Annotated in this window: 23 protein-coding genes; 12 read left to right on the top strand and 11 right to left on the bottom strand. The window is 61.5% G+C overall.

The window, feature by feature from the left end; all coding sequences use genetic code 11:
* Positions 1-14: 14 nt before the first annotated feature.
* Positions 15-410: a (R)-mandelonitrile lyase gene (locus tag EEQ99_RS19280; protein WP_028758692.1), complete on the bottom strand. Its 396-nt coding sequence runs from the start codon at positions 408-410 to the stop codon at positions 15-17.
* A 133-nt stretch (positions 411-543) separates the two neighbouring features.
* Here EEQ99_RS19280 and EEQ99_RS19275 point away from each other — a divergent pair, with 133 nt between their 5' ends.
* The 3 genes from EEQ99_RS19275 (at position 544) to EEQ99_RS19265 (ending at position 5,242) form a co-directional block, all read left to right on the top strand.
* Positions 544-1,437, top strand: a complete 894-nt coding sequence (locus EEQ99_RS19275; protein ID WP_097543673.1) for a LysR family transcriptional regulator — start codon at positions 544-546, stop codon at positions 1,435-1,437.
* Positions 1,438-1,590: 153 nt separating this feature from the next.
* On the top strand, positions 1,591-3,102 hold the full coding sequence (locus EEQ99_RS19270; RefSeq protein ID WP_097543672.1) for an ATPase domain-containing protein: 1,512 nt from the start codon (positions 1,591-1,593) through the stop codon (positions 3,100-3,102).
* Entirely contained in the window at positions 3,077-5,242 is a 2,166-nt protein-coding gene (locus tag EEQ99_RS19265) for a hybrid sensor histidine kinase/response regulator (protein WP_097661283.1), read from the top strand. Before EEQ99_RS19270 ends, EEQ99_RS19265 begins: the two co-directional genes overlap by 26 nt.
* On the opposite strand, the gene mobB is transcribed toward EEQ99_RS19265, so the two are convergent.
* From mobB to EEQ99_RS19250, 3 genes are read right to left on the bottom strand one after another with little or no spacing between them, the layout of a single operon-like run.
* A complete protein-coding gene (gene mobB / locus EEQ99_RS19260) occupies positions 5,174-5,695 on the bottom strand; it encodes a molybdopterin-guanine dinucleotide biosynthesis protein B (protein WP_097543671.1) in 522 nt (173 codons plus the stop codon). The two genes, EEQ99_RS19265 and mobB, sit on opposite strands and share 69 nt — an antisense overlap.
* Positions 5,692-6,321 carry a molybdenum cofactor guanylyltransferase MobA gene (mobA, locus tag EEQ99_RS19255; protein WP_097594426.1) on the bottom strand — a complete coding sequence of 210 codons (630 nt, stop codon included), beginning with the start codon at positions 6,319-6,321 and terminating at the stop codon, positions 5,692-5,694. Before mobA ends, mobB begins: the two co-directional genes overlap by 4 nt.
* 41 nt (positions 6,322-6,362) lie before the next feature.
* On the bottom strand, positions 6,363-7,271 hold the full coding sequence (locus EEQ99_RS19250; protein ID WP_063475016.1) for a DMT family transporter: 909 nt from the start codon (positions 7,269-7,271) through the stop codon (positions 6,363-6,365).
* A 329-nt stretch (positions 7,272-7,600) separates the two neighbouring features.
* Between EEQ99_RS19250 and EEQ99_RS19245 the strand changes: the two genes are divergently transcribed.
* Entirely contained in the window at positions 7,601-8,368 is a 768-nt protein-coding gene (locus EEQ99_RS19245) for an SDR family oxidoreductase (RefSeq protein WP_127430938.1), read from the top strand.
* Between the two features lie 97 nt (positions 8,369-8,465).
* Here the strand turns inward: EEQ99_RS19245 and EEQ99_RS19240 are convergent, their stop codons facing one another.
* The 5 genes from EEQ99_RS19240 to EEQ99_RS19215 form a co-directional block, all read right to left on the bottom strand.
* Positions 8,466-9,248, bottom strand: a complete 783-nt coding sequence (locus tag EEQ99_RS19240) for an SDR family NAD(P)-dependent oxidoreductase (protein ID WP_097543670.1) — start codon at positions 9,246-9,248, stop codon at positions 8,466-8,468.
* A 288-nt stretch (positions 9,249-9,536) separates the two neighbouring features.
* Positions 9,537-10,325, bottom strand: coding sequence for an SDR family oxidoreductase (locus tag EEQ99_RS19230; RefSeq protein WP_047610123.1), 789 nt, complete (start codon positions 10,323-10,325; stop codon positions 9,537-9,539).
* A 78-nt stretch (positions 10,326-10,403) separates the two neighbouring features.
* Complete coding sequence (locus EEQ99_RS19225; RefSeq protein WP_047610121.1) at positions 10,404-11,882, bottom strand: sugar ABC transporter ATP-binding protein; 1,479 nt, start codon at positions 11,880-11,882, stop codon at positions 10,404-10,406.
* A 28-nt stretch (positions 11,883-11,910) separates the two neighbouring features.
* Positions 11,911-12,840 carry a sugar ABC transporter substrate-binding protein gene (locus tag EEQ99_RS19220; RefSeq protein WP_003579719.1) on the bottom strand — a complete coding sequence of 310 codons (930 nt, stop codon included), beginning with the start codon at positions 12,838-12,840 and terminating at the stop codon, positions 11,911-11,913.
* 116 nt (positions 12,841-12,956) lie between these two features.
* Positions 12,957-13,937: an ABC transporter permease gene (locus EEQ99_RS19215; protein ID WP_063475013.1), complete on the bottom strand. Its 981-nt coding sequence runs from the start codon at positions 13,935-13,937 to the stop codon at positions 12,957-12,959.
* Between the two features lie 205 nt (positions 13,938-14,142).
* Between EEQ99_RS19215 and EEQ99_RS19210 the strand changes: the two genes are divergently transcribed.
* The 4 genes from EEQ99_RS19210 to EEQ99_RS19195 all read left to right on the top strand — a co-directional run bounded on the left by EEQ99_RS19210 (position 14,143) and on the right by EEQ99_RS19195 (position 18,416).
* Positions 14,143-14,952 carry a transketolase gene (locus EEQ99_RS19210; RefSeq protein WP_127430937.1) on the top strand — a complete coding sequence of 270 codons (810 nt, stop codon included), beginning with the start codon at positions 14,143-14,145 and terminating at the stop codon, positions 14,950-14,952.
* Complete coding sequence (locus EEQ99_RS19205; protein WP_047610117.1) at positions 14,952-15,908, top strand: transketolase family protein; 957 nt, start codon at positions 14,952-14,954, stop codon at positions 15,906-15,908. The genes EEQ99_RS19210 and EEQ99_RS19205 overlap by 1 nt, the downstream gene beginning before the upstream one ends.
* A 69-nt stretch (positions 15,909-15,977) precedes the next feature.
* On the top strand, positions 15,978-17,444 hold the full coding sequence (locus tag EEQ99_RS19200; RefSeq protein WP_097543669.1) for an FGGY family carbohydrate kinase: 1,467 nt from the start codon (positions 15,978-15,980) through the stop codon (positions 17,442-17,444).
* Between the two features lie 21 nt (positions 17,445-17,465).
* Positions 17,466-18,416, top strand: coding sequence for a sugar-binding transcriptional regulator (locus tag EEQ99_RS19195; RefSeq protein ID WP_047610113.1), 951 nt, complete (start codon positions 17,466-17,468; stop codon positions 18,414-18,416).
* Between the two features lie 266 nt (positions 18,417-18,682).
* On the opposite strand, the gene moaA is transcribed toward EEQ99_RS19195, so the two are convergent.
* Positions 18,683-19,729 carry a GTP 3',8-cyclase MoaA gene (moaA, locus tag EEQ99_RS19190; protein WP_127430936.1) on the bottom strand — a complete coding sequence of 349 codons (1,047 nt, stop codon included), beginning with the start codon at positions 19,727-19,729 and terminating at the stop codon, positions 18,683-18,685.
* A 136-nt stretch (positions 19,730-19,865) separates the two neighbouring features.
* Between moaA and EEQ99_RS19185 the strand changes: the two genes are divergently transcribed.
* Both EEQ99_RS19185 and EEQ99_RS19180 read left to right on the top strand, forming a co-directional pair.
* Positions 19,866-20,240: a gamma-butyrobetaine hydroxylase family protein gene (locus tag EEQ99_RS19185; RefSeq protein ID WP_047611612.1), complete on the top strand. Its 375-nt coding sequence runs from the start codon at positions 19,866-19,868 to the stop codon at positions 20,238-20,240.
* A gap of 54 nt (positions 20,241-20,294) precedes the next feature.
* Entirely contained in the window at positions 20,295-21,485 is a 1,191-nt protein-coding gene (locus EEQ99_RS19180; RefSeq protein ID WP_127430935.1) for a low temperature requirement protein A, read from the top strand.
* 108 nt (positions 21,486-21,593) lie between these two features.
* Here the strand turns inward: EEQ99_RS19180 and EEQ99_RS19175 are convergent, their stop codons facing one another.
* Positions 21,594-22,061, bottom strand: coding sequence for a MarR family winged helix-turn-helix transcriptional regulator (locus EEQ99_RS19175; RefSeq protein WP_028759204.1), 468 nt, complete (start codon positions 22,059-22,061; stop codon positions 21,594-21,596).
* A 47-nt stretch (positions 22,062-22,108) separates the two neighbouring features.
* On the opposite strand from EEQ99_RS19175, the gene EEQ99_RS19170 reads away from it, so the two are divergent.
* The gene (locus EEQ99_RS19170) at positions 22,109-23,089 is read left to right on the top strand and encodes an alpha/beta hydrolase (RefSeq protein ID WP_127430934.1); all 981 of its coding nucleotides are present in this window, start codon (positions 22,109-22,111) and stop codon (positions 23,087-23,089) included.
* Between the two features lie 36 nt (positions 23,090-23,125).
* Entirely contained in the window at positions 23,126-23,737 is a 612-nt protein-coding gene (locus EEQ99_RS19165) for a pyridoxamine 5'-phosphate oxidase family protein (RefSeq protein ID WP_097594337.1), read from the top strand.
* Positions 23,738-23,785: the final 48 nt, after the last annotated feature.

Below are 23,785 nucleotides of genomic sequence, written 5' to 3'. Positions count from 1 at the left end.
TGCCGTTTCCTTTTCTAACCCTGGTACTGCGTGTCGGTGACATGCTCCATCCAGTCGACAACCTTGCCGTCGAGCTGTTCCTGGATGGCGATATGGGTCATCGCCGTGGTCGGCGATGCGCCGTGCCAATGACGTTCACCCGGGGCGAAGCTGACGACGTCGCCGGCGCGGATCTCCTCGATGGGGCCACCTTCGCGCTGCACACGACCGCAGCCCGATGTGACGATCAGCGTCTGGCCGAGCGGATGGGTGTGCCAAGCGGTGCGGGCGCCGGGCTCGAAGGTGACGCTGGCGCCAGCCGCGCGAGCGGGGCTGGTCACGGCAAACAGCGGGTCGACACGCACATTGCCGGTGAACCAGTCGGCCGGTCCCTTGGCCGAAGGCTGCGAACCGCTTCGCTTTATATCCATCCTCGTCTTCCTTTCGATGTCGGGCTTTCGATGTCGAATGGACGTGTCCACTCGCGTAACAAGGTATTTAGGGCGTGCGCCTGGTTGCGATTAGATGGTATAAACGGCAAGAACCCATGAGGATTTTTCATAAATGTCACGCCCTGCCGTCAACGATCTCATCGCTTTCCTCGCCGTTGCGCGTGCACAGAGCTTCACCAAGGCGGCGGGCAAGCTGGGTGTGTCGCAGTCGGCGCTCAGCCACACCATTCGCGGGCTCGAGGAGCGGCTTGGATTGCGATTGCTGACACGCACGACCCGCAGCGTCTCACCGACGGAGGCGGGTGAACGGCTGCTCGTCTCCATCGGACCGCGGCTCGATGAGATCGAGAGCGAACTGGCTGCTTTGAGCGCGTTCCGGGAGAAGCCGGCGGGCACCATCCGCATCAATGCCGGAGAACACGCGGCCGATGCCGTCCTTTGGCCCGCCCTGGAAAAGCTGCTGCCCGATTATCCCGATATCAATGTGGAAATCATCGTCGACTACGGCCTCACCGACATCGTCGCGGGGCGTTACGATGCCGGGGTGCGGCTCGGAGAGCAGGTGGCGAAGGACATGATCGCGGTGCGCATCGGCCCCGACATGCGCATGGCCGTGGTCGGCACTCCCGCTTATTTCACCACCAGGCCGAAGCCGCTGACGCCGCAGGATCTTACGGATCACAATTGCATCAATCTGCGTCTGCCGACCTATGGCGGCGTCTATGCATGGGAGTTCGAGAAGGACGGGCGCGAGCTCAGGGTTCGCGTCGAGGGCCAGCTGGTTTTCAACAATATAGCCCTGCGGCTGAGCGCCGTGCTGGCCGGTCTCGGGCTGGCCTACATGCCGGAGAACCTGGTCGAGGGGCATCTTGCCGATGGACGGCTGGTGCGGGTCCTCGAGGACTGGTGCCTGCCGTTTTCCGGCTACCATCTCTACTACCCAAGCCGTCGGCACACGTCACCGGCATTCGCCCTCGTCGTCGATGCGCTTCGTTATCGAGGATAGAGGCCCATCATTCGAGCTGCGCGAACCGGCAGATATCCGAGCCATGGAGACGTTCAATCGATCGGCTCTTGCCGGAAGCGAAGTCATGCCTGCAGCGATTTGACATTCCATCACTCGCCACTAATTCACACTTGATATCGAAGGAAACAGTGAATGAATACTGCGGCACCTGCCACGAAAGCCCGGACCGGTGTGTCCGGTTTGGACACAGTTCTGGCGGGAGGCCTTTCCACGGGCCACGTGTTTCTCCTGGAGGGAAATCCAGGAGCGGGCAAAACGACCATCGCGCTGCAGTTTCTGATCGAAGGTGCGCGGCTCGGCGAGCAGGGGCTCTACATCACCCTTTCAGAAACCGAGAGCGAACTCCGGGCCGGCGCCGCATCGCATGGCATGGTGATCGACGGCAATATCGAGGTCTTCGAGGTCGTTCCTCCGGAAAGCCTGTTGGATGCTGACCAGCAGCAGAGCCTGCTTTATTCATCGGACCTAGAACTTGGAGAGACGACAAAGGAAATCTTTGCCGCTTTCGAGAGGATCAAGCCACGTCGCGTGGTTCTCGACAGCCTGTCGGAGATAAGGCTGCTCGCGCAAAGCTCGCTGCGCTACCGCCGGCAGATCCTCGCGCTCAAACACTATTTTGCCCGACAGGGGGCGACAGTCCTTCTGCTCGACGATCTGACGTCCGACGTGCTCGACAAGACGGTGCACAGCGTCGTGCACGGTGTCATCCATCTTGAGGAACTGGCGCCGAACTACGGCTCCGAACGCCGACGTCTGAGGGTCATGAAATACCGCGGGCAGGCCTTCCGCGGCGGCTATCATGATTTCATCATCCAGACCGGTGGCGTGATCGTGTTTCCGCGTCTCGTCGCTGCCGAACACAGGTCGAGCTATGTCCGCGATCAGATTTCCTGTGATATTGCGGAGCTGGATCTTCTTCTCGGCGGCGGCCTCGAGCGGGGTTCCAGTACCCTGATCCTCGGTCCTGCCGGCACAGGCAAAAGCACCTTCTCGTTTCAATTCCTGATGGCGGCGGTGGCGCGCGGCGAGAAAGTGGCGGCCTTCATTTTCGACGAAGAGCTAGGCCTGCTCTTCACGCGGCTGAAAGCGCTCGGAATGGATCTCGAAGCCATGAGGGATGCGGGTCTTATCCACATCGAACAGCTCGACGCCGCCGAACTGTCGCCCGGCGAATTTGCTGATCGCGTGCGCAAGTGCGTCGACAAGTCGGATGCGAAAACCGTCATCATCGACAGTATCAACGGTTATCAGGCTTCGATGCCGGATGAGAATTCGCTGATCCTTCATATGCATGAGCTGCTGCAATATCTGAACAGGCAAGGCGCCAATACCTTCCTGACCGTTGCGCAGCACGGGCTGGTTGGCGACATGAAGGCTCCCGTCGACGTCACCTATCTCGCCGATACCGTCATTCTGCTGCGCTATTTCGAGGCTGCGGGTAAGGTGCGTCGGGCGGTCTCCGTGATCAAGAAGAGGACCGGCTTTCACGAGGATACCATCCGTGAGTACCGCATCGACGCTTCCGGCTTGAGATTCGGCGATCCTCTCACCGGGTTCCAGGGCGTGCTTCGCGGCGTTCCCGAATTTATCGCGCCCTTGGCGCCGCTCCTGTCGACCAATGGCGGGGATAGCGGCAATTCCTAATTCCAGCAAACCGAAAGCATTGATCTACGCCCCCGCCGGTCGCGATGCCTGGGTGGCGAGATCGCTGGTCGATGAGGCCGGATTGACATCGATTGCCGCCGCCGACCTGTCTATGTTCGCGTCATCGCTCAGCGATGACATCGCGCTTGGCGTGCTGACGGAAGAGGCCGTTCGCTCGAGCGATCTCAAGCCGATCGCCGCCTGGGTCTCGGCCCAGCCGAGCTGGTCAGACCTGCCGTTCATCGTACTCACCATACGTGGCGGCGGGCCTGAACGAAATCCGGCCGCTGCCAGGCTTTCCGAGGTTCTGGGCAATGTCACCTTCCTGGAAAGGCCGTTCCATGCGACCTCCTTCATCAGCGTTGCCCGGACCGCGTTGAAGGGGCGCCTGCGCCAATATGAAGCGCGCGCCCGGCTCGAGGCTCTCAGCGAAGGAGAACGACGGTTGCAGACGGCGCTCGCCGCCGGTCGTCTCGGGGCCTGGGAGCTGGAGCTGTCCTCGATGGCCTTGTTCGCCTCGGCGACCTGCAAAGCGGTCTTCGGTCGAGCGCCGGATGATGAGGTTACGCGTGACGATCTGATTGCGAGCATCCACTCCGACGACCGGGACATTGTGCTGGCACGCCTGCGCCGTACGATCGATACCGGACTCGACTATTCGATCGAGCACAGAACGATCTGGCCGGATGGATCACTGCATTGGACCGAGGTCCATGCGCAGCTCTACACCGACAGATATGGTTCCGCCAGAAAGCTCGTCGGGGTCTGCTCCGATACCACCGCCCGCAAGACCATCGAGGAAAATCTGCGACGGCTCAATGAAAACCTCGAGGAGCGCGTGAGGGAACGGACCAGGGAGGTCAACGCCGCCCACCAGACCCTGCTCGAGGAAGTCGCCCAGCGTGAAAGAGCCGAGGAGCAGCTTCGCCAATCGCAGAAGATGGAAGCGATCGGTCAGCTGACCGGCGGCGTCGCCCACGACTTCAACAACCTGCTGATGGTCGTTCTCGGAAATCTGGAGCTGCTCGGCAAGCACGCGGCCGGAGATGCCAAAGCGACGCGTCTGATCGACGGGGCGCTTCAGGGGGCGCGGCGCGGGGCGGCGCTGACGCAGCGGCTGCTGGCTTTTGCCAGGCAGCAGGATCTGCAGGTCAAGCCCGTCGATCTGGCCGAGCTGGTCTCCGGCATGAACGACCTGTTGCGGCGCTCGGTCGGATCCTCGATCAGCATCGAAACCATGTTGCCGGCGACCCTGCCGCCGGCGCTGGTCGATGCGAACCAGCTCGAATTGGCGCTGCTCAACCTTGCGGTCAACGCCCGTGATGCGATGCCGGATGGGGGGACGCTGTCTATTTCGCTGCGCCAGGAACAGGTTGGCGGCAATAACGGCGATCTCGGCGAGGGGACCTATCTGGTGTTGGCGGTGGCCGACAGCGGCACCGGCATGGACGCGGAGACGCTGAAGAAGGCGGTCGATCCGTTTTTCTCGACCAAGGAGATCGGAAAGGGCACGGGCCTCGGCTTATCGATGATCCACGGGCTTGCGGTCCAGCTCAATGGCGCACTTCTTCTGACAAGCGAGCTTGGGGTGGGGACAACAGCCGAATTGTGGCTCCCGGCCACCGAACGACGCCCCGAGCGGCCGGCCGAGGCGGAGCTGCCCGTCGCGCAAGCCGCATCCAGACTGAAGATCCTTCTGGTCGATGACGATGCCTTGATTGCGATGAGTTCGGTCGACATGCTTGAAGATCTCGGCCATGAGGTCATCGAAGCAAATTCAGGCTTGCAGGCGCTGGAGTTGATCAGGAGCGGTCAGCATTTCGACTTGATCGTCACCGACTATTCGATGCCTGGTATGACCGGCGCACAGCTCGCTCAGGCCGCGCGGGACATTCATCCGGCGGTGCCGATCGTCCTGGCGACAGGTTACGCCGATCTTCCCGCCGGCACCGATATCGATCTTCCGAGATTGGGAAAGCCCTACAATCAGGCTCAACTTGCCAAGGAAATCGCCAAGGCGATGGCAGGCGAAACGGCTCCGACGCTCAGATCCGGCAGTGACGCAGCTGGCTTAGAGCCTCGCCTGTCCAAGGCCGACGACGTCAGCGATGAAATCGGCGATGGCGCCTGTGTCGTCTAGATCGAAGACCGGCAGGTTTGCATCCGTGACGGCGTGATCGGCGGCGATGGCGCAGATATGGGGATCGCTCGGCGCCAGCGGTTCGCGATTGGCGGCCTCCAGGCGGCGGGCCTCGATCTTCGGGATCGGCTCGCGCTTGTAGCCTTCGATCAGCACCAGATCGCAGGGTGCGAGGCGGGCGAGGATTTCCTCGAACTCGGGTTCGGGGGCGCCGCGCAGCTCGTGCATGATGGCGTAGCGGGTGCCGGAGACGATGGTGACTTCATGGGCGCCGGCCTGGCGATGGCGATAACTGTCGGCTCCGACCTTGTCGATGTCGAAATCGTGATGGGCGTGCTTGATCGTCGAGATCCTGTAGCCGCGGCGGGTGAACTCCGTCACCAGCCGGACCGCGAGCCCCGTCTTGCCTGAATTCTTCCAGCCGGCGATGCCGAAGATTTTCGGTGCGGTCATGCGTGAAGGGCCTCCAGCCAGCGTTCCGCCTCGACGAGATCGTCAGGCGTATTGATGTTGAAGAAGGGATCGAGCAGGCTGGCGCGGGTCGGATGCAGCGGGAACGCCACTTCCGTAACGTCATGCCGCAACAGGAAGTCGCGCACGCGGCGCTTCTCGTCGGTGGCGATCCAGGCTTCGAGATCAGCGGCCAGCGTCACCGGCCAGAGGCCGAAGACGGGATGGCTGCGGCCCTCGGAGGCGGCAATGGCGATCTGCGACGGGCGTTCGATCGCTGCGGCCAGCCGGGCGACGAGATCGGCCGGGAAGAACGGGCAATCTACCGAGACGGTGACGACATGGCTGATCGAGGGAAGGCCGGCGGCATAGACCATGGCCGCATGGATGCCGGCCATCGGCCCGGCCTTGCCGGGAAAACGGTCGGAAACGACAGGCACATCCTCGGCGGCGGCATCGGCGTTGACGGCAACGAGCAAAGTCTGTTGCGAGAGGCGGGTCAGCGCATGGCGGAGCAGGCTCTCGGTCCCGAGCATCACGCCCGCCTTGTCGCGGCCCATGCGCTGCGAGCGGCCGCCGGCCAGCACGACGCCTGCTATGTCGGATCTGTCCAGCGAGAATTCAGCCATCATCCTTCCTCAGCCATCATTTGTCTCAGCCATCATTTGTCTCAGACTGGCGCGCGCGGGGCGGATTCCTGCGCGATCGGCGATACGCGGCGCTTGGCCTCACGATAGAACGTATAGAGGCCGGAGGCGATGACGATCGCAGCGCCGATAAGCGTCCAGCTATCAGGCACTTCGGCGAAGAAGAAGATGCCGAGCAGGGAGGAGAAGATCAGGCTGGTATAGCGGAACGGCGCCACGAAGGAGATTTCGCCGGTGCGCATGGCAAGGATGACCGACTGGTAGCCGACGAGCACCAGCACCGAGGCGAGCGCCAGATGCCCGAGCGCGGTGGCGCTGACCGGTTGCCAGCCGCCGAGCACCGGGATCAGCAGCGCGCCGAAGAAGGAGGCAGACATGGCGGTGATGACGGTTATCATCAGCGAGGGAATTTCCGGGCTGATGCTCCGGGTGGCGAGATCGCGGCCGGCCGTCGTCAGCACCGCAGCGACGCAGAGGACGGCGGCGGGGGTGAATCCATCGGGGCCGGGACGGATGATGATCATCACGCCAATGAGGCCGACGAGGATCGCCGACCAGCGCCGCCAGCCGACCGGCTCGCCGAAGAAGAGCGCCGCACCGAAGGTGACGACCAAAGGCAGCGACTGCAGGATCGCCGAGGCATTGGCGATCGGCATCATGCCGAGCGCGGTGATATAGGTCACGGCGGAGAGCGTCTCGCAGATGATCCTGAAGATGATCATCGGCTGCAGCATGATGCGCCAGGAGCGCAGCGCGCCCATTTTCCAGGCAATCAGATAGACGAGCAGGCTGGTGAAGAGGCCGCGCAGAAACATGATCTCGCCGGCGTTCATATAGGCGATCACCGATTTGGACAGAGCGTCGCTTGCAGAAAAGCCGGCCATCGCCATGGTCATATAGATGGCGCCCTCAGTATTGCGTGACCGCGGCATGAAGAGATTCCCGTTACCTGTGCGCCCCTTTTAGTCGCGAAGATGCATCAAGGGAATCGGATGAATGTCACACCAGGCATAAATCGATGATGCGGTGCACAATGGCGCTGATGTCAACGCAGGCGTGTGGGCGGAAGTCCCGGCAAATCCGCGTTTTTTAAGTTGAATTCCGATATTTCCGACGCCGCAATCAAGGCGTCGATGGGGAATGCCATCGCGCCTGCCGGTTCGCCTCATTGGCGTTTTTCTCTTCCTACGCGGGAAACGGGTGGCTGTATCGCCTGATGTTTGAGCATCTCGGTTATCGCAACAATCCAGGAGAAACCGATATGACACTTCTCAACGACAAGATCGCCATCATCACCGGCGCAAGCTCCGGCATCGGCCGCGCGGCGGCGAAACTCTTTGCGCGGGAAGGCGCCAAGCTCGTGGTCACCGGCCGCCGACAGGACGCGCTTGATGCCGTCATCGCCGAAATCGAGGCGAAGGGCGGACAGGCGGTCGCCATATCGGGCGATGTCAGGGACGAGGCGCTGCAGGCACGGCTCGTCGAGACGGCAGTCTCGCGTTTCGGCCGGCTCGACATCGCCTTCAACAATGCCGGCATCCTCGGCGAGATGGGACCGGTCGCCGGGCTATCGCTGGAGGGCTGGCGCGAGACGATCGAGACCAATCTGACGGCAGCCTTCCTCGGCGCCAAGCACCAGTCGGCGGCGATGGGAAAAAGCGGCGGATCGCTGATCTTCACCTCGACTTTCGTCGGCCACACCGTCGGCATGCCCGGCATGGCCGCTTATGCGGCGAGCAAGGCGGGACTGATCGGCTTCGTGCAGGTGCTCGCCGCCGAACTCGGCGGGCAGAAGATCCGCGTCAACGCCCTGCTGCCCGGCGGCACCGACACACCCGCCAGCATCACCAACGCACCGGACGCGACACCCGAGGTGCTCGCCTTCGTGGAGGGGCTGCATGCGCTGAAACGCATGGCGCAGCCCGAAGAGATCGCCAAAGCCGCGCTGTTCCTCGCCTCCGACATGTCGAGCTTCGTGACCGGCACGGCGATGCTAGCGGATGGCGGGGTGTCGATCAGCCGGACATAGGTGGGGCGAGGGGCGGGGATCGGCAGTGTATGAGGTCGAGCCACCCGCCCTCGAAGGACGGGGCTGGCCGCCATGGCACCGTCGCCTCCGAGAGGGCTCAGGACATGATCAAACCACCGTCGACATTGATCGTCTGGCCGGTGATGTAGGCGGCGTCGTCGCTGGCGAGGAAGGTGACCAGGCCGGCGACGTCTTCTCCGGAGCCGGCCCGCTTCATCGGGATGCCCTCGACCCATTCCTTCATCAGCTCGCCGGGGGCGTAGTTGCCGAGCAGCTTACCCCAGGCCTGGTCGTTATAGGCCCACATATCGGTTTCGATGATGCCGGGGCAGAAGGCGTTGACGGTGATCTTCTCGGTCGCGACTTCCTTGGCCAGGCTCTGGGTGATGCCGACGACGCCCATTTTCGAGGCTGCATAATGCGGGGTATAGATGAAGCCGTCGCGGGCCTGGCCGGAGGCGGTGTTGATGATGCGGCCGCCGCGCTTGTGCTTGCGCATTCTTGATATCGCCTCCTGGGCGCAGAGGAAGACGCCCTTGGTGTTGACCGCCATCACCTTGTCCCACTCGTTTTCGGTCAGATCCTCGACGCGGGCAATGGTGATGACGCCGGCATTTTGAATTGCAATGTCGACCGTATCGAAGGCGTGTTCGGCAGCGTCATAGAGAGCCTTCACGCTCGCCTTGTCCGTGACATCGCCCACGAAAGAGATCGCCTTGCCGCCTTCGGCTCTGATCTGCTCGGCGACCCCATGCACCGAATCTTCGTTTGCGGAGATGACGAGGTTGGCGCCTTCTTTCGCAAACCGCCTGGCGATCGCCGCTCCGATGCCGCGGCTACCCCCGGTAATGACGACAGTCTTTTGCTCAAAGCGTTTCATGCTCTTTCCTTCCCGGTATCCTGACATAAACAGCAAATCTGGGCGCGTTCTACCCTGCGATCATTATTGAAACTCAAGCGGCCGCCCGAGAGAATTTCGGCGAATTCAGGTGGTCTTGAGCGGCGATAGCGACGCCCAAGCCCTCCGCCCGTGCAATCGGCGTGAAGGGCGGGCAGACGACGATATTGCACGCCGTCATGCCCGTTGGTCCCTTCAGCGCCTCGATCTCAGCCAGGGAGGGAGCGAGACCGTTCATTTTTCAGCGGCGGCATTGCGCTTCTCATCGCATCACCAGCAGCAGAAACCGCCGTCGACGAGAAGATCGACGCCGGTCACGTAGCTGGCTGCATTCGACAGCAGGAACACCGCCGGACCCACCATCTCGTCGACCGTGGCCATACGCTGCATCGGCGTCTGCTCTTCAAAGAGCTTGGTCTGATGAACCATCTCGGGACGGGTATTCATGGGCGTTGCCGTGTATCCGGGGGAGATGGTGTTGACGCGGATGCCGCGGTCGACCCATTCCATCGCCATAGACTTCGACATATGGATCACGCCCGCCTTGGAGGCGTTATAATGCGCTTGGCTCAGCCCCCGGTTTACGATCACACCGGACATGGAAGCGATGTTGACGATGGAGCCGCGTCCATTCTTCAGCATGGCGCGGGCCTCCGCCTGGCAGGAAAGGAATACGCCTTTCAGGTTGATATCCATCAACGTCTGATACTGGTCCTCCTCCATCTCTTCCGCCGCGTTGGCGTTAGCAATGCCCGCAGCGTTGACTGCAAGCGTCAATGCGCCGAGATCTGCTTCGGTATGTGCGACTGCCTCTCCAAGGGACGATTTGCTCGTGACGTCAGCTGCGATCTGGATCGAACGGCGGCCGGCGGCGCGAATATATTCGGCCGTCCTGGCCAGTCCATCGTCGGTTCGACGATCGAGCAGCGCCACGTCGGCGCCGCATTGCGCAAGGCCGATGGCAATGCGCTGCCCAATGCCGCTCCCGGCTCCGGTAACGATGGCAACCTGGCCGCTGAGATCGAAAAGCTTCGGGGCGTTCAGAGTGATGTCGGACACCGCTCTTCCTTTCTCTGTCTGTTTTGTTTTCACGCAATTCCTGACGCAAAACCGCTGCACACTTTTGCTGGAATTGCTTTAGATGGTGGCTAGCTCCATGACCGAAACGTCATTCGCCTCGTCACGATTGAGAATGCCTGCCTGTTTGCCTTGGGCAAGCACGAGAATGCGATTGGACACTCCGAGAACCTCCTCGAGGTCCGAGCTTACGACGATGACCGCCACGCCCCGTTTGGCAAGATTGACGATGATGTCGTAGATGCCCGCTCGGGCGCCGACGTCGATGCCTCTCGTCGGTTCGTCGAGTACGACGACCTTCGGATCGCGCATCAGCCATTTCGCGATGACGACCTTCTGCTGGTTGCCGCCGGACAGGTCCGAGGCATATTGCTCAGCACGGCCTTTTACGCCGAACTTGGTGACTGCCTTCTCCGCAAACGAGCGCTTGACGTGCGGCGTAATCCAACGCCCGCCCAGCTTGTCGAGATTGGCGTAGATAATGTTCTCGCTGATCCGGTGCCCGACAACGAGACCTTGCTCCTTGCGGTCTTCCGGGACCATCACGATGCCCTTGGCGATCGCGTCCGCCGGATCGCGCAGCCTGAGTTCTTCGCCTTCCAGCTTGATCGAACCCGCACTGATTGGGTCCGCGCCCGAAATGGCGCGGACAAGTTCCGTGCGGCCGGCGCCGACCAATCCGGCGATTCCGAGAATTTCCCCGGCCCGCACTTCGAAGGTAACGTCACGGAACGAATTATCAGGCGAGCTCAGCCCGGACACCTGGAGTACCGGACGGTCTGTCGGAACCGGCAGGGTAGGGAACAAGCGGTCAAGCGGGCGCCCGACCATGCTCTCGACAATCGTTCGCACCGGGGTCGCGCTATCGGAGAATTCCTGCACGCGCTCGCCATCGCGAAGGACGACGATCCGGTCTGTTATTTTTTTGATCTCTTCCATGCGGTGGGAAATGTAGACAATGCCGACGCCCTCTGACCGAAGCTTTCTAACCTGTTCGAAGAGAGCCTCCGTCTCTGCGCCACCAAGGGCCGCGGTCGGTTCGTCCAGGATCAGGAGCTTTGCATTGAGAGCCAAGGCCTTGGCGATTTCGATGAGTTGTTGATTTGCAGTGGAAAGGCCGGCGACCTTCCGCGTTGCGGGTATGTGAAGGTTCAGGCGAGCGAGCTGCTCCTGGGCGCGGCGAACCATTTGGCCGCGGTCGACGACGCCGTTCTTCATCGGCCAGCGTCCGATGAAAACGTTTTCCGCGATCGACAGCTGCGGCAGCAGCTGCAGCTCCTGATGGATCAGGACAACGCCCTTGTCGATCGCTTCCCTCGGGGAGGCTGGGGCATAAGGCTGCCCCAGCCATGTCATTGATCCTTCGGACGGTGTGCGGGACCCGGCGATGATGCCGGATAGTGTCGACTTGCCCGCTCCGTTTTCACCGAGAAGCGCAACCACTTCACCGGGATAGACGTCCAAGCTGACATTCTTCAGAACCTGCAGCGGCCCATACCACTTGGATATGCCCCTCAGGGAAAGAACTGGATCAGTCATGGCACACCTCCTCAAGACCTCGACTTCATTACGGATGGTTGGCAATGAAGCCGGCGACGTTTTCCTTGGTCGTCAGCGTGGCATCCAGGAGCTGGACCGGCGGCACCTTCTCTCCGGCGACAAGCTTGGCGGCGTTTTCAACCGCATCGCGGCCCATCTTCTGCGTCTGCTGGGTCGCAGTGACGTTGAAGACGCCCTTGCTGAGAGCTTCGAGAGCTGCGGTGTCGCCATCAAAGCCGCCAACCACGATCTTCTGGGACGGATTGGCGACCTTGATCGCCTGCGCGGCGCCAAGGGCGAGACCGTCGGCCTGGGCGAACACGATTGAAACGTCCGGATTGGCCTGCAGCATGTTCTGCATGATCTGGAAGCCTTCGTCCTGGCTCCAGATGTTCGAGAACTGCTCGGCGACAACCTTGACATCGGGGTATGCCTTGAGAGATTCAGCGCAGCCCTTCGAGCGATCGACTTCCGGCGTCGTGCCCTTCTGGCCGTGGATGATGACCATCTTGCCCTTGCCGCCGGCTTCCTTCAGGATGTAGTCGCAGACCGCCTTGGCAGACGCGACGGAATCCGTTGCAAGGAAGGTGTCGCCGGGTGCTCCCTCGGCGTTGCGGTCAACGTTCACGACCGGAATGCCAGCGCTTTTCGCGAGTTTGACCGGAACGGTCGCAGCGGCCGCACCTGCCGGAATGTAGATCAGCGCGTCGATTTTCTGGGTCAGGAGATCCTGGATCTGATTGACCTGCGTCGGCCCGTCGCCCTTTGCGTCGACGGTGATGACTTCGATGCCGCGCTTCTTGGCTTCGGCTTCGACCGATTGCTTGATCTGGTTGAAGAAGTTTGCCTGAAGGTTGGCAACGGCCAGGCCGAGCTTCTTCAGTTCCGCCGCGTGTACGGGGCCGAGCGTGAGGCCGAGCAGTGCAGCAGACGCGAGCATGGTGCGCGCAATTTTCATTGTATTTCCTCCGTTGTTTGATGGAACCCTCGGGTATGTCCTCCCCCTCGGGGTATTGATCCGCCCCAAACTCTTGGAACGGAATTCCGGGCCGCCGACGCGGCGGACCCCGTTCGTCAGGCGCGACGCCGACGAATGGTCTCCGCGCCGACCGCGAGCACGATGACGATGCCGATGATCACCTGCTGCAGGAACGGCGAAACGTTGAGAAGATTGAGCCCGTTGCGAAGGACGCCGATGATAAGAACACCGATAAGCGTTCCCCCGATACCGCCTGCGCCGCCCGAGAGCGAGGTCCCGCCGATGACGACCGCGGCGATGGTGTCCAACTCATAGCCCAGACCGCTGGACGGCTGGACGGAATCCAGCCTGGCCGCAAGTACGATGCCTGCGAGCCCCGCAAGGACTGAACTTACGATGTAGACGCCAATCGTCACGAGCGGGACGTTGATGCCCGCCAGCCGAGCGACTTCCGGATTTCCGCCCACCGCGTAGAGCATGCGGCCTTCGGACCGGAAGTGCAGGAAAAGCCAGGCCGCAAGAACAACCGCAAGCATGAGAAACACGGTGGCTGTCAACACGCCGAAATGGCGATCTATCGCCAGCATCATGAACCAGTCGGGGAAGCCCACGATCTGCTGGCCGTCCGTGATCATATTTGCGACGCCGCGAGCCGCCGACATCATCGCAAGAGTGGCAATAAACGCCGGAACCCTGAACTGCGTCACCAGAAGTCCGACGATCAGCCCCGAAATCCCCGAGGCGATCAGAGCAAAAACGATCCCGACCGGCAGCGGCAGGCCGGCGACATTCGCGGTCCAGCCCATGACCATCATCGCCAGAGCGAGTGCCGAGCCGACGGAGAGGTCGATGCCGCCGATCAGAATGACGAATGTCATTCCGACGGCCATGATGCCGAGAACAGTGATCTGATCGAGGATGTTGAGGCCATTCCGAACCGAAAGAAACGTGTCGGTGCTGAAGCTCAGAAAGACGCAAAGCGCCAGCAGCCCCACGAGCGGCCCGGTGGCGCCCTTGAGCTTGCTCAACCAGGCGCCGGACGAAAGCCCGTTTTCATTGATATCGAGCGCCACCATTGTTCCTCCCTATGCCTAGGCTACCAGCTAGTTCATTCTAAGAATAAATATTCACTCATGCTGGAAAATTCATTAACAAGTTGCTTTCCTGCTGTCAACAGGGTTTATGGACTTCGGGCGGCCGGTGTGCCGCTTAAAGGGCTTGACTAATCGGCTTCTTGTGCAAGAATATTGATAAATGAATATTTATGCACATGAGGAATCCATGAATACGATAGAACTCGAGCGGGTCGCTCGCGAGATTCGATTGCGCGATCTCCAGGCGGTCTTTGAAGCGGGCGCCGGCCATATTGGCGGGGAAATGTCGGTCATCGACATTTTGACAGCCCTCTATTTTCGTGTGCTGAATGTTTGGCCCGATCAGCCGAAGCACCCCGACCGCGACAGGTTCGTTCTTTCGAAGGGGCATACTGCATGCGCTCTGTATGTGACGCTCGCAAAACGCGGCTTCATTCCGGAGGATGAGATATCCACCTTTCTGCAGCCGCATTCGAGGCTGAACGGACATCCAAATTGCAACAAGGTTCCTGGCGTCGAAACGAATACCGGGCCGCTCGGCCACGGTCTTCCTGTCGCAATAGGAATGGCGAAAGCCGCCAAGCTCTCGGGCGCGAAATATCACACCTACGTCGTCACCGGCGACGGTGAGATGCAGGAGGGCTCCAACTGGGAAGCGATCATGGCGGCCGCGCAGTTCAAGCTCGATAACTTGACGCTGGTCATCGACCACAACAGGTTCCAGCAGGGCGCAGCCCTAGCTGAAACCAATGATCTCGCGCCGCTTCGACCGAAGCTTGAAGCTTTCGATTGGGAAGTCACCGAGATCGACGGCAACAATATGAGCGAAGTCGTTTCGGCCCTCGAACACCGGGGATCGAGACCGCATTGCATCGTGGCCCATACCAACAAGGGGCATGGAATCTCGTTCATGCAGGACCGGGTCGACTGGCACCACAAGGTGCCAAACGAGGAACAATACGAAATCGCATTGGCAGAATTGTCGGAGGCATTGTAATGAACGCGCCAATACACGCACCCAAGCTCTACGATTGCCGCGACGCATTCGCCTCTACGCTTGAGCGGCTGGCAGCCGAAAACGAAACGATCGTTGCCGTCTGCAACGACTCCGTCGGTTCCTCCAAGCTCGGCGGCTTCAAGGCGAAGTTTGGGGAGCGCCTCGTCAATGTCGGTATCGCCGAGCAGAACATGGTCGGAGTTGGAGCAGGCCTCGCCAACGGCGGACGCCTTCCGTTCGTCTGCGCCGCCGCTCCGTTTCTAACGGGACGGTCGCTGGAGCAAATCAAGGCCGATATTTCGTATTCGAACGCCAACGTCAAACTGGTCGGCATTTCTTCCGGGATGGCGTATGGCGAACTCGGCCCGACCCATCACTCGATCGAAGACTTCGCCTGGACGCGGGTTCTGCCTAATCTTCCGGTCATTGCGCCTTGTGACCGCATCGAAACAGCTGCTGCGGTGGAGTGGGCCGCGGCCTATAACGGCCCCTGTTTCCTGCGCCTGTCTCGCGTCGGTGTGCCGGATCTGCTCCCGGAGGGTCACAAGTTCGAACTTGGCAAGGCAAACCTCCTTCGCCAGGGTTCCGACGTCACCCTTATCGCAAACGGTACTTTGACCCATCGAATTTTGAAGGCTGCCGAAATCCTCGCAGAACGCGGCATCAACGCCAGGGTGCTCAACCTTGCAACGGTTCGTCCGATCGACGAGGACGCCATCATCGCTGCGGCGAAGGAAACCGGAGCGATCGTCACAGCCGAAGAGCATTCGATTTTTGGCGGTCTCGGTTCCGCGGTAGCCGAAGTGGTGGTCGACAATGCTCCGGTTCCGATGAAACGTCTCGGCGTTCCCGGCGTCTACGCTCCAACCGGTTCGGCGGAGTTTCTGCTCGACGAATTCGGGATGGCGCCGTCCGCGATCGCCGACGCCGCGCAGTCGCTGATCAGGCGCAAGTAACTGGGATCACGTGATCGGCCGGGACGCTTATTTGTCGTCCCGGCTGCCGTCTGATCCGAGGAGGATAGAATGCGGGCAATTCTGGCAATCGACCAGGGCACCACCAATTCGAAGGCAGTTGTCGTTTCCGAAAAGGGAGAAATTGTCGGCAGAGGTTCGGCTCCAGTCGGCATCGCCTATCCGAAGCCGGGCTGGGTCGAACAAGACCCACGCCGGCTCTACGCATCCGTCTGCGAGGCGATCGACGCCTGCCTGAAGGCCGCTCCCGACGTGGTTATCGAGGCCGTGGCGATTTCCAATCAGCGCGAGTCGGTCACGGCCTGGGACGCCGAAACGGGAGAACCACTTGGACCGGTGGTGAGCTGGCAGTGCCGTCGAACGGCACAGGATTGCGAACGTCTCATTGCCGAAGGCCACCTTGATCGCGTGCAGGCGCTCACAGGCCTGCCACTGGATCCGATGTTCCCGGGTTCGAAATTCCGATGGCTGCTCGACCGTATGCCGGCCGGGCGATCGGTGCGGCTGGGAACGATCGACAGTTGGCTCGTCCACTGCCTGACGGGTGGTCGCCGGCATGTCTGCGATGCTTCCAATGCCGCCAGGAGCCAGTTGTTCGATCTCCAGGAGCAGAGATGGAGCGAGGAACTGGGCGAGATTTTCGGCGTCGATATCGCACTCCTGCCCGAGGTGCTCGACAGTTCCGCCGAATTCGGCAGGACGCAAGGATTGCCAGGCGTGCCGGATGGAACGCCCATAATGGCCGCGATCGGAGACAGCCATGCTGCGCTGTTCGGTCATGGCGCATTCAAGCCGGGTGATGGCAAGGTAACCTTTGGAACCGGCTCTTCGGTGATGACGACGCTTGCGCGATTTATTCCCCCACGCAACGGCATCACAACGACCGTGGCATGGCGTATCAAGGGAAAGCCGACTTTCGCTTTCGAAGGCAATATTCTCGTTTGCGCTGCCAGTCTCCCCTGGATGGCAGGCATTCTCGGCCTTTCGGACGTGGCGGCCCTTGTCGAACTTGCGGCAAGCGCCGAACCGGGCGGGCCGGGCTTCGTGCCAGCATTCGTGGGATTGGGCGCGCCCTATTGGAACTCCGACGCCCGTGCCCTGTTCTCCCAGATCAATTTCAATACGACACGTGCGCAAATGGCGCGGTCGGTAACCGATTCGATCGCCTTCCAGGTGCACGACGTCATCGCAGCCATGCGAGCGCAAAGCGGCGGCGAGCTCGGAGCCCTCTATGTCGATGGCGGACCGAGCCAGAACCGGTTCCTGATGCAGTGTGTCTCGAACCTCATCGAACATCCCGTGATCCAATGCGAAGCACCCGAGGCGTCGGCTTTGGGAGCTGCATATCTCGCGGGTCTCTCACTTGGCTTGTGGAGCGATCTCCCAGTTATCGCAGAGCTGCCCCGCAGCTCACAGATCATTGACCCGGAACCCTTGGATCGAGCGGTGCTTCTGGATAGCTGGAATGATGCACTTGCCCGCTCGACGTCACGCATTACAACGGCTAATGATGAATAAAAATTCACTCCAGGATTAGCGATGACTCGCCTCAATGAACTCCGCCTCATCTCAAGGGTCGCCCAGATGTACCACTTGGAGGGACGGCGACAGGCGGAGATCGCACAGCACCTTCGCCTGTCGCAGGCGACGGTGTCGCGCATGCTCAAGCGCGCCGAGGCTGAAGATATTGTGCGAACCAGCGTGACACCCCCTGCTGGCACCTACAGTGAGCTCGAGGGCGCTCTTCGCGAGAAATATGATTTGCCGGAGGCGATCGTCGTCGAGTGCACGGAAGATCGGGACGGAGCCATCATGGCCCGTATCGGCGAGGCAGCGGCTCATCTCCTGGAGGTGACGCTTGCGCCAGGGGAGATCATCGGCGTTTCGAGTTGGAGCCAGACCATCTCCAAGATGGTCGAGAACATTCATCCCCTGAAGAGCGCTCAGGCGAAGTACGTCGTCCAGACCCTTGGAGGCATGGGCGATCCTTCAGTGCAGACGCATGCGACGCAGCTTACCACGCGGCTTGCACGGCTGACTGGCGCCGAACCGAAACTGCTCCCTGTGCAGGGCGTTACGACGTCCAGAGAGGCAAAGCTTCTTATGCAGGCCGACCCGTTCGTCCGCGAGACGATGGACCTGTTCGGCAGCATAACGCTTGCGATCGTCGGAATCGGGGCAGTCGAACCGTCCGAACTTCTCGCACGGTCCGGCAACATCTTTTCGTCTCGCGAACTGTCCGATCTCGCGGAAGCGGGAGCCGTCGGCGACATCTCGCTTCGCTTCTTCGATAGAAACGGCAAGCCGGTCAAGACACCCCTGGACGACCGGGTCATAGGGCTTCCACTTGAGGATCTCGAACGGGTGGATCGGGTCATTGCTCTTGCCGGCGGGACCAAAAAGACGGACGCTATCGCCGGTGCGCTCCGCGTGGGCGTCATCGACATGCTTGTTACGGACAAGTTTACCGCGCAGCGATTGATCGACTGACAGGGCGGAGAGAAGCGCAGCGCCTAGTCGAGGTCGTGGATGGCGACCAGCATGATCATACCTTTGGTGCGGGCCAGACGGTGCCCGGATATCAACCCTTCCTCCCTCATTCCTGTGCTCGTCACAGCAATCCAGCCACGGCGCGTCGGCGCCGTGAATGACCCCCGACAGCAAGTGCGTTTTCCGCACCCAAGGACTTGGGCGCACTGGATTCCTGTGACGAGCACAGGAATGAGGGCGGGTGGGGTGCGTACCACCCCTATTTTTCACCCACCGGTGACACTCATATGCCGGGCCACGGCCGGGCGGTTATGCGTGCGGTCGATGATGAAGTCGTGGCCTTTGGGTTTGCGGGTGATGGCCTCGTCGATGGCGGCGTGGAGGAGGGCGTCGCCTTCGGTGGCGCGCAGGGCTGCGCGCAGATCGGCGGCGTCGTTCTGGCCGAGGCACATATAGAGCGTACCGGTGCAGGTGAGGCGCACACGGTTGCAGCTCTCGCAGAAATTATGGGTCATCGGTGTGATGAAGCCGAGGCGGCCGCCGGTTTCTTCGACCCGGACATAACGCGCCGGGCCGCCGGTCTGGTAGTCGATGTCGGCAAGGGTGAACTGCTCCTCGAGATCGGCGCGCAGTTTCGAGAGCGGCAGGTACTGGTCGGTGCGGTCTTCTTCGATCTCGCCCATCGGCATGGTTTCGATGACGGTTAAATCCATGCCGCGGCCATGGGCGAAGCGCAGAAGCTCCGGCATCTCGGCATCGTTGAAATCCTTCAGCGCCACGGCGTTGAGTTTGATCTTCAGCCCTGCCTTTTGAGCTGCGTCGATGCCTTCCATGACTTTGGCGAAATCGCCCCAGCGGGTGACCTTGCGGAACTTGTCGGGATCGAGCGTATCGAGCGAGACGTTGATGCGGCGCACGCCGCAATCATAAAGCTCCTCGGCGTGGCGGGAAAGCTGCGAGCCATTGGTCGTCAGCGTCAATTCGTCGAGGCCGGAACCGATCTTCTGGCCGAGCTGGCGAACCAGATACATGATGTTCTTGCGCACCAGGGGCTCGCCGCCGGTCAGCCTGATCTTGCTGACACCCTTGGCGATGAAGGCGGAACAGAGCCGGTCGAGCTCTTCCAGCGTCAGGAGATCCTTCTTCGGCAGGAAGGTCATATTCTCAGCCATGCAATAGGTGCAGCGGAAATCGCAGCGGTCGGTGACGGAGACGCGAAGATAGGTGACCGCCCGCCCGAAGGGGTCGATCATAGGGTGCGCACCTGCCACCAGCGGCGATGCATTGCCTATCGTTCCAACTCTAGTGTTCACCTGTATCTCCGTACTCCAGTCAATGTGGGCATATGCTATTGTCGCGTCAAGGGAAACAGGCCGCGTGCGCATGCCAATTTCAGCTTGCGCTGAAAAAGATCAGCGCCTACTCCTCGCATGAGAAGAGGACAAAATGATGAGCGATATCTGGCCAACGGAACTCCGCGTCTCGAAAGACCGGCAGCGGCTGGTGGTGACCTTCAACGACGGTCAGAGTTTCGACCTGTCGGCCGAGCTCCTGCGCGTGCTGTCGCCCTCGGCCGAGGTTCAGGGCCACGGGCCGGGGCAGAAGGTGACGGTATCAGGCAAACGCAATGTCGCGATCATCTCGATGATGCCGACCGGCAATTACGCAGTCCGCATCGGCTTCGACGACATGCACGATACCGGCATCTACACCTGGACCTATCTGCGCGAACTCGGCGAACGGGGCGCTGAGCTGTTTTCGGCCTACGAGGACGAGCTGAAGGAAAAGGGCATGAACCGCGACACGGCGGAAAAGCCGCGCTGACCGGCGCCGTTATCACTCTCAATCCACGCATAATTCCAGCCATCGGGGGGCCATATGGCGAAGACGAACGGAAAGAACTGGCTGCGCGCCAAAGGGAGTGCTGCCGGCAGCAAGGTGACCTTCCTCGAACTGTTCTTCGACCTGGTCTTCGTCTTTTCGATCTCGCAGCTTTCGCATGCGCTCGCCGCCCACTACACGCCGCTCGGCGCCGCCGAGGCAGCGCTGATGACCTTCGCCGTCTGGTGGGTGTGGATCTTCACCGCCTGGGTGACGAACTGGCTCGATCCGGACAAGATGCCGGTGCGCGGCATGCTGGTGGCGCTGATGATGCTCGGTCTGCTGCTGTCTGCCTCGATTCCCGAGGCCTTCGGCGACAAGGGGCTGTTGTTTGCCGGCGCCTATGTGGCCATGCAGGTCGGGCGCTCGCTGTTCACGACCTATGCGATGACGCGCGTCGATCGCGCCAACACATTGAATTTCGTCCGCATCACCACCTGGCTGGTGGTTGCCGGGGTCTTCTGGATCGCCGGCGGGCTGCTCGAGCACGAGGCCCGGCTGATCGCCTGGGTGATCGCGCTTACGATCGAATATATCGGGCCGGCCGCGGGCTTTGCCGTGCCGGGGCTCGGCCGCTCGACGGCGCGGGATTGGGACGTTTCCGGTGCGCATATGGCCGAGCGCTGCGCGCTCTTCGTCATCATCTGCCTCGGCGAAGCGATCCTCGTTTCCGGACGCACCTTTTCGGAGCTGCCGTTTTCGGGGCTGACCAGCATTGTCTTCGTCACCGCCTTCATCGGCACGGTCGCCATGTGGTGGCTGTATTTCCGCTTCGGCCACGGCCGTGCTGCCCACCGCATCGAACATGAAGAGACGCCGGGCAGCTTGGCGCGGCAGGCCTTCACCTATGGGCATATTCCGATCCTTGCCGGCATCATCGTCCATGCTGTGGCCGTCGAGTTCACGTTCTCGCATCCGCATGAAACCGGCGATCTCGGCATCGCCGCGGCGGTGCTCGGCGGCTCCGGCCTGTTCCTGATCGGCAATCTCTGGTTCAAGGGCGCGACCAGCGGGCAGTTGCCGCTGTCGCATCTGGCCGGGCTGGTGCTTGTGATCCTGCTTGCCTTCGCAGCCCCCTTCATCGAGGTCTATTTGCTGGGCATTCTGGCGACGCTGGTGCTGATCATCGTTGCTGCCTGGGAGTACCGCTCGCTGACCGGCACGACGGCAGCACCGACGCTGCATTGATCATCAAGCGCTCGCATCGAACTTGGTTCATGCGAGGCGCTTTAGGTCTTGGTTTTATGCATGTCGTCCTGCCAAAACCGCTGCACACTTCGGGCGACATGCATTCGTCTAATCGTCGTCGCGCAACTCCTTGAGCAGCATGGCGATGATGCGCTCCATCGAGGTGGCGGTCGCCATGCATTGCTCGATCGGCTCTTCCGAGAGCGTGCGCTCGATGAGATCGGTCTGGATCGCCATCGCTGCCTCAGTCAGCTTCCGGCCCTCCGGCGTCAAATGAAGGCGCAGCACGCGCTTGTCGCGCTCGTCGCCGCGTCGTTCGATCAGCCGGCGGTGTTCCATCTGCGGCAGCAGCATGCTCATGTTCGAGCGGCCGACCAGCAGCTTGCGCGCCAGCTCCTGCTGCGAGATTCCTTCGAAACGATAGATGTTGACCAGGATATCGAGGTGCGGCGGCTTGATGTCGAGATCGGCAAGCGAGCGGGACAGCGTTTGCTGCATCAGCTGACAGGCACGCGCCACCGCGATCCAGCTGCGAAAACGCGGATGATCCCAGGGAAGGGATTGATTTTTGTTCATCGTTGTACTTTATTGTTCAGTGTTGAACAGTCTTTTGGAATCTCACTATGGCAAACTTTGCGCTTGACGTCACCCGCCTCGCGTTTTCGGCCCTTCAGGCAGTTTCGGCTGACCTGGCAGGCAGAGCGGCATTCCAGCTGTTCTGCCGGACGCCATCGCCAATCCCGAAGGGAGCCAAGGCGAAGATGGCGCATGCAGCGGGAGCGGCCCGGCTTGCCGGCGCCGAACACTTCACCCTCAAGCTTGCAGGCGGGCGAGGGGCGCATGCCTATCGGCTGAACGGCGGGGCGAGGGGCAAGCGCAAACGCTATCTGGTGACGCATGGCTGGGGATCGAGCGCCGCCTATGTGGCAGAGCTCGTCTCGATGCTTGCGGCATCAGGCGCCGAGGTCGTGGCGCTCGATTTTCCCGGCCACGGCCGTTCGGGCGGACGGTTCCTGCATATGGGGCTGGCGGTCGAGACGATCGCGGCGGCGGAGGCGCGTTTCGGCGCCTTCGATGCGGCAATCGGTCATTCCTTCGGCGGTGCGGCGCTGATGGTGTCGGCGGCAGGCTTGCTGCCTGGCGTGGCGCCTCTAACCGGCGAGCGCCTGGCGCTGATCGGCGCGCCCAGCGAAATGGGCTGGTTGTTTACCGATTTCGGCGGGATGATCGGCCTTCGCCCGGCGGCGCAGGCGGCGCTGGGGAATGAGGTTTACCGTGTCACCGGACGGAGACTGGAGGATTTCGACGCCGGGGAGGCGGCCGGCGCGATCGGCCGGCCGGTGCTCGTCATCCATGCCGAGGATGACAAGGAGGTGTCGTCGCTCCATGCCAGGCGCTATGGCGCGGCCGGAAAGAGCGTCCGGCTTTACTGGGCGAACGGCTTCGGTCACCGGCGCATCATCGGCGCCGCGCCGGTTCTTGCGGCGATCGCGGCGTTTCTCGATGGCGATCGGGACGTGGGTGATGCGGCGGACGAAAGCATCAAAAAAGATGCAGAGATCATTCCGTTTTTTGAGCTTCCGGCAAGGCGCGCGGCATTGTAGCGTCCGTCCTGATATCAAGCCGCGGCGGGACGCCTCATGAAAATCATCAGCAGCATCGAAGAGCTCAACACGATCTATGGCGCCGGGCTTTCGCCGGCCTCGGTCAGCAAGGTGACGAAGCAATTGACCCCGCTTTATCGGGAGATGATCGAGATCTCACCTTTCGCGGCGCTTGCGACAGTCGGCCCCGAGGGTCTCGACTGTTCGCCGCGCGGCGATCTCGGTGGCGTCGTGCGCGTCGTCGACGACGAGACGCTGCATTTGCCGGACTGGCGCGGCAACAACCGCGTCGATTCACTTTCCAACATCGTGCGCGATCCACGTCTGGCGTTGATGTTCCTGATTCCCGGCTCCAATACGACGATGCGCATCAACGGCCGCGGTGTCGTCTCCGACGATGGGACGCTGCTTTCGAGCTTCGAAATGGACGGCAAACACCCGCGCACCGTCGTGGTGATTTCGATTGATGAGGTCTATTTCCAATGCGCGCGCGCCGTGATGCGGGCCGAGCTCTGGAATGGAGAGCACTTCGCCGATCCGGCGAAGCTGCCGACGCCCGGGCAGATGCTGAAGGCGGCGGTCGGCGATTTCGATCAGGAAACCTACGACCGGGAATGGCCGGGGCGGGCGGCGAAGACGATGTGGTAAAGCCGCCGTCACCTTATGGTGACAGCGTGCACACGGTGCGGAATTCCC

The organism is Rhizobium anhuiense (assembly GCF_003985145.1).
In the GTDB taxonomy this organism is placed as follows: Bacteria; Pseudomonadota; Alphaproteobacteria; order Rhizobiales; family Rhizobiaceae; genus Rhizobium; species Rhizobium anhuiense.
Note: the sequence above shows the minus strand (reverse complement) of the source record. Positions and strands in the feature narration are given on the sequence as shown.

Excerpts from the sequence above, each read along its gene's own strand:
- EEQ99_RS19280 (WP_028758692.1), bottom strand. The coding sequence starts at position 410 with ATGGATATAAAGCGAAGCGGTTCGCAGCCTTCGGCCAAGGGACCGGCC.
- EEQ99_RS19275 (WP_097543673.1), top strand. The coding sequence starts at position 544 with ATGTCACGCCCTGCCGTCAACGATCTCATCGCTTTCCTCGCCGTTGCG.
- EEQ99_RS19270 (WP_097543672.1), top strand. The coding sequence starts at position 1,591 with ATGAATACTGCGGCACCTGCCACGAAAGCCCGGACCGGTGTGTCCGGT.
- EEQ99_RS19265 (WP_097661283.1), top strand. The coding sequence starts at position 3,077 with ATGGCGGGGATAGCGGCAATTCCTAATTCCAGCAAACCGAAAGCATTG.
- mobB (WP_097543671.1), bottom strand. The coding sequence starts at position 5,695 with ATGACCGCACCGAAAATCTTCGGCATCGCCGGCTGGAAGAATTCAGGC.
- mobA (WP_097594426.1), bottom strand. The coding sequence starts at position 6,321 with ATGGCTGAATTCTCGCTGGACAGATCCGACATAGCAGGCGTCGTGCTG.
- EEQ99_RS19250 (WP_063475016.1), bottom strand. The coding sequence starts at position 7,271 with ATGCCGCGGTCACGCAATACTGAGGGCGCCATCTATATGACCATGGCG.
- EEQ99_RS19245 (WP_127430938.1), top strand. The coding sequence starts at position 7,601 with ATGACACTTCTCAACGACAAGATCGCCATCATCACCGGCGCAAGCTCC.
- EEQ99_RS19240 (WP_097543670.1), bottom strand. The coding sequence starts at position 9,248 with ATGAAACGCTTTGAGCAAAAGACTGTCGTCATTACCGGGGGTAGCCGC.
- EEQ99_RS19225 (WP_047610121.1), bottom strand. The coding sequence starts at position 11,882 with ATGACTGATCCAGTTCTTTCCCTGAGGGGCATATCCAAGTGGTATGGG.
- EEQ99_RS19220 (WP_003579719.1), bottom strand. The coding sequence starts at position 12,840 with ATGAAAATTGCGCGCACCATGCTCGCGTCTGCTGCACTGCTCGGCCTC.
- EEQ99_RS19215 (WP_063475013.1), bottom strand. The coding sequence starts at position 13,937 with ATGGTGGCGCTCGATATCAATGAAAACGGGCTTTCGTCCGGCGCCTGG.
- EEQ99_RS19210 (WP_127430937.1), top strand. The coding sequence starts at position 14,143 with ATGAATACGATAGAACTCGAGCGGGTCGCTCGCGAGATTCGATTGCGC.
- EEQ99_RS19205 (WP_047610117.1), top strand. The coding sequence starts at position 14,952 with ATGAACGCGCCAATACACGCACCCAAGCTCTACGATTGCCGCGACGCA.
- EEQ99_RS19200 (WP_097543669.1), top strand. The coding sequence starts at position 15,978 with ATGCGGGCAATTCTGGCAATCGACCAGGGCACCACCAATTCGAAGGCA.
- EEQ99_RS19195 (WP_047610113.1), top strand. The coding sequence starts at position 17,466 with ATGACTCGCCTCAATGAACTCCGCCTCATCTCAAGGGTCGCCCAGATG.
- EEQ99_RS19185 (WP_047611612.1), top strand. The coding sequence starts at position 19,866 with ATGAGCGATATCTGGCCAACGGAACTCCGCGTCTCGAAAGACCGGCAG.
- EEQ99_RS19180 (WP_127430935.1), top strand. The coding sequence starts at position 20,295 with ATGGCGAAGACGAACGGAAAGAACTGGCTGCGCGCCAAAGGGAGTGCT.
- EEQ99_RS19175 (WP_028759204.1), bottom strand. The coding sequence starts at position 22,061 with ATGAACAAAAATCAATCCCTTCCCTGGGATCATCCGCGTTTTCGCAGC.
- EEQ99_RS19170 (WP_127430934.1), top strand. The coding sequence starts at position 22,109 with ATGGCAAACTTTGCGCTTGACGTCACCCGCCTCGCGTTTTCGGCCCTT.
- EEQ99_RS19165 (WP_097594337.1), top strand. The coding sequence starts at position 23,126 with ATGAAAATCATCAGCAGCATCGAAGAGCTCAACACGATCTATGGCGCC.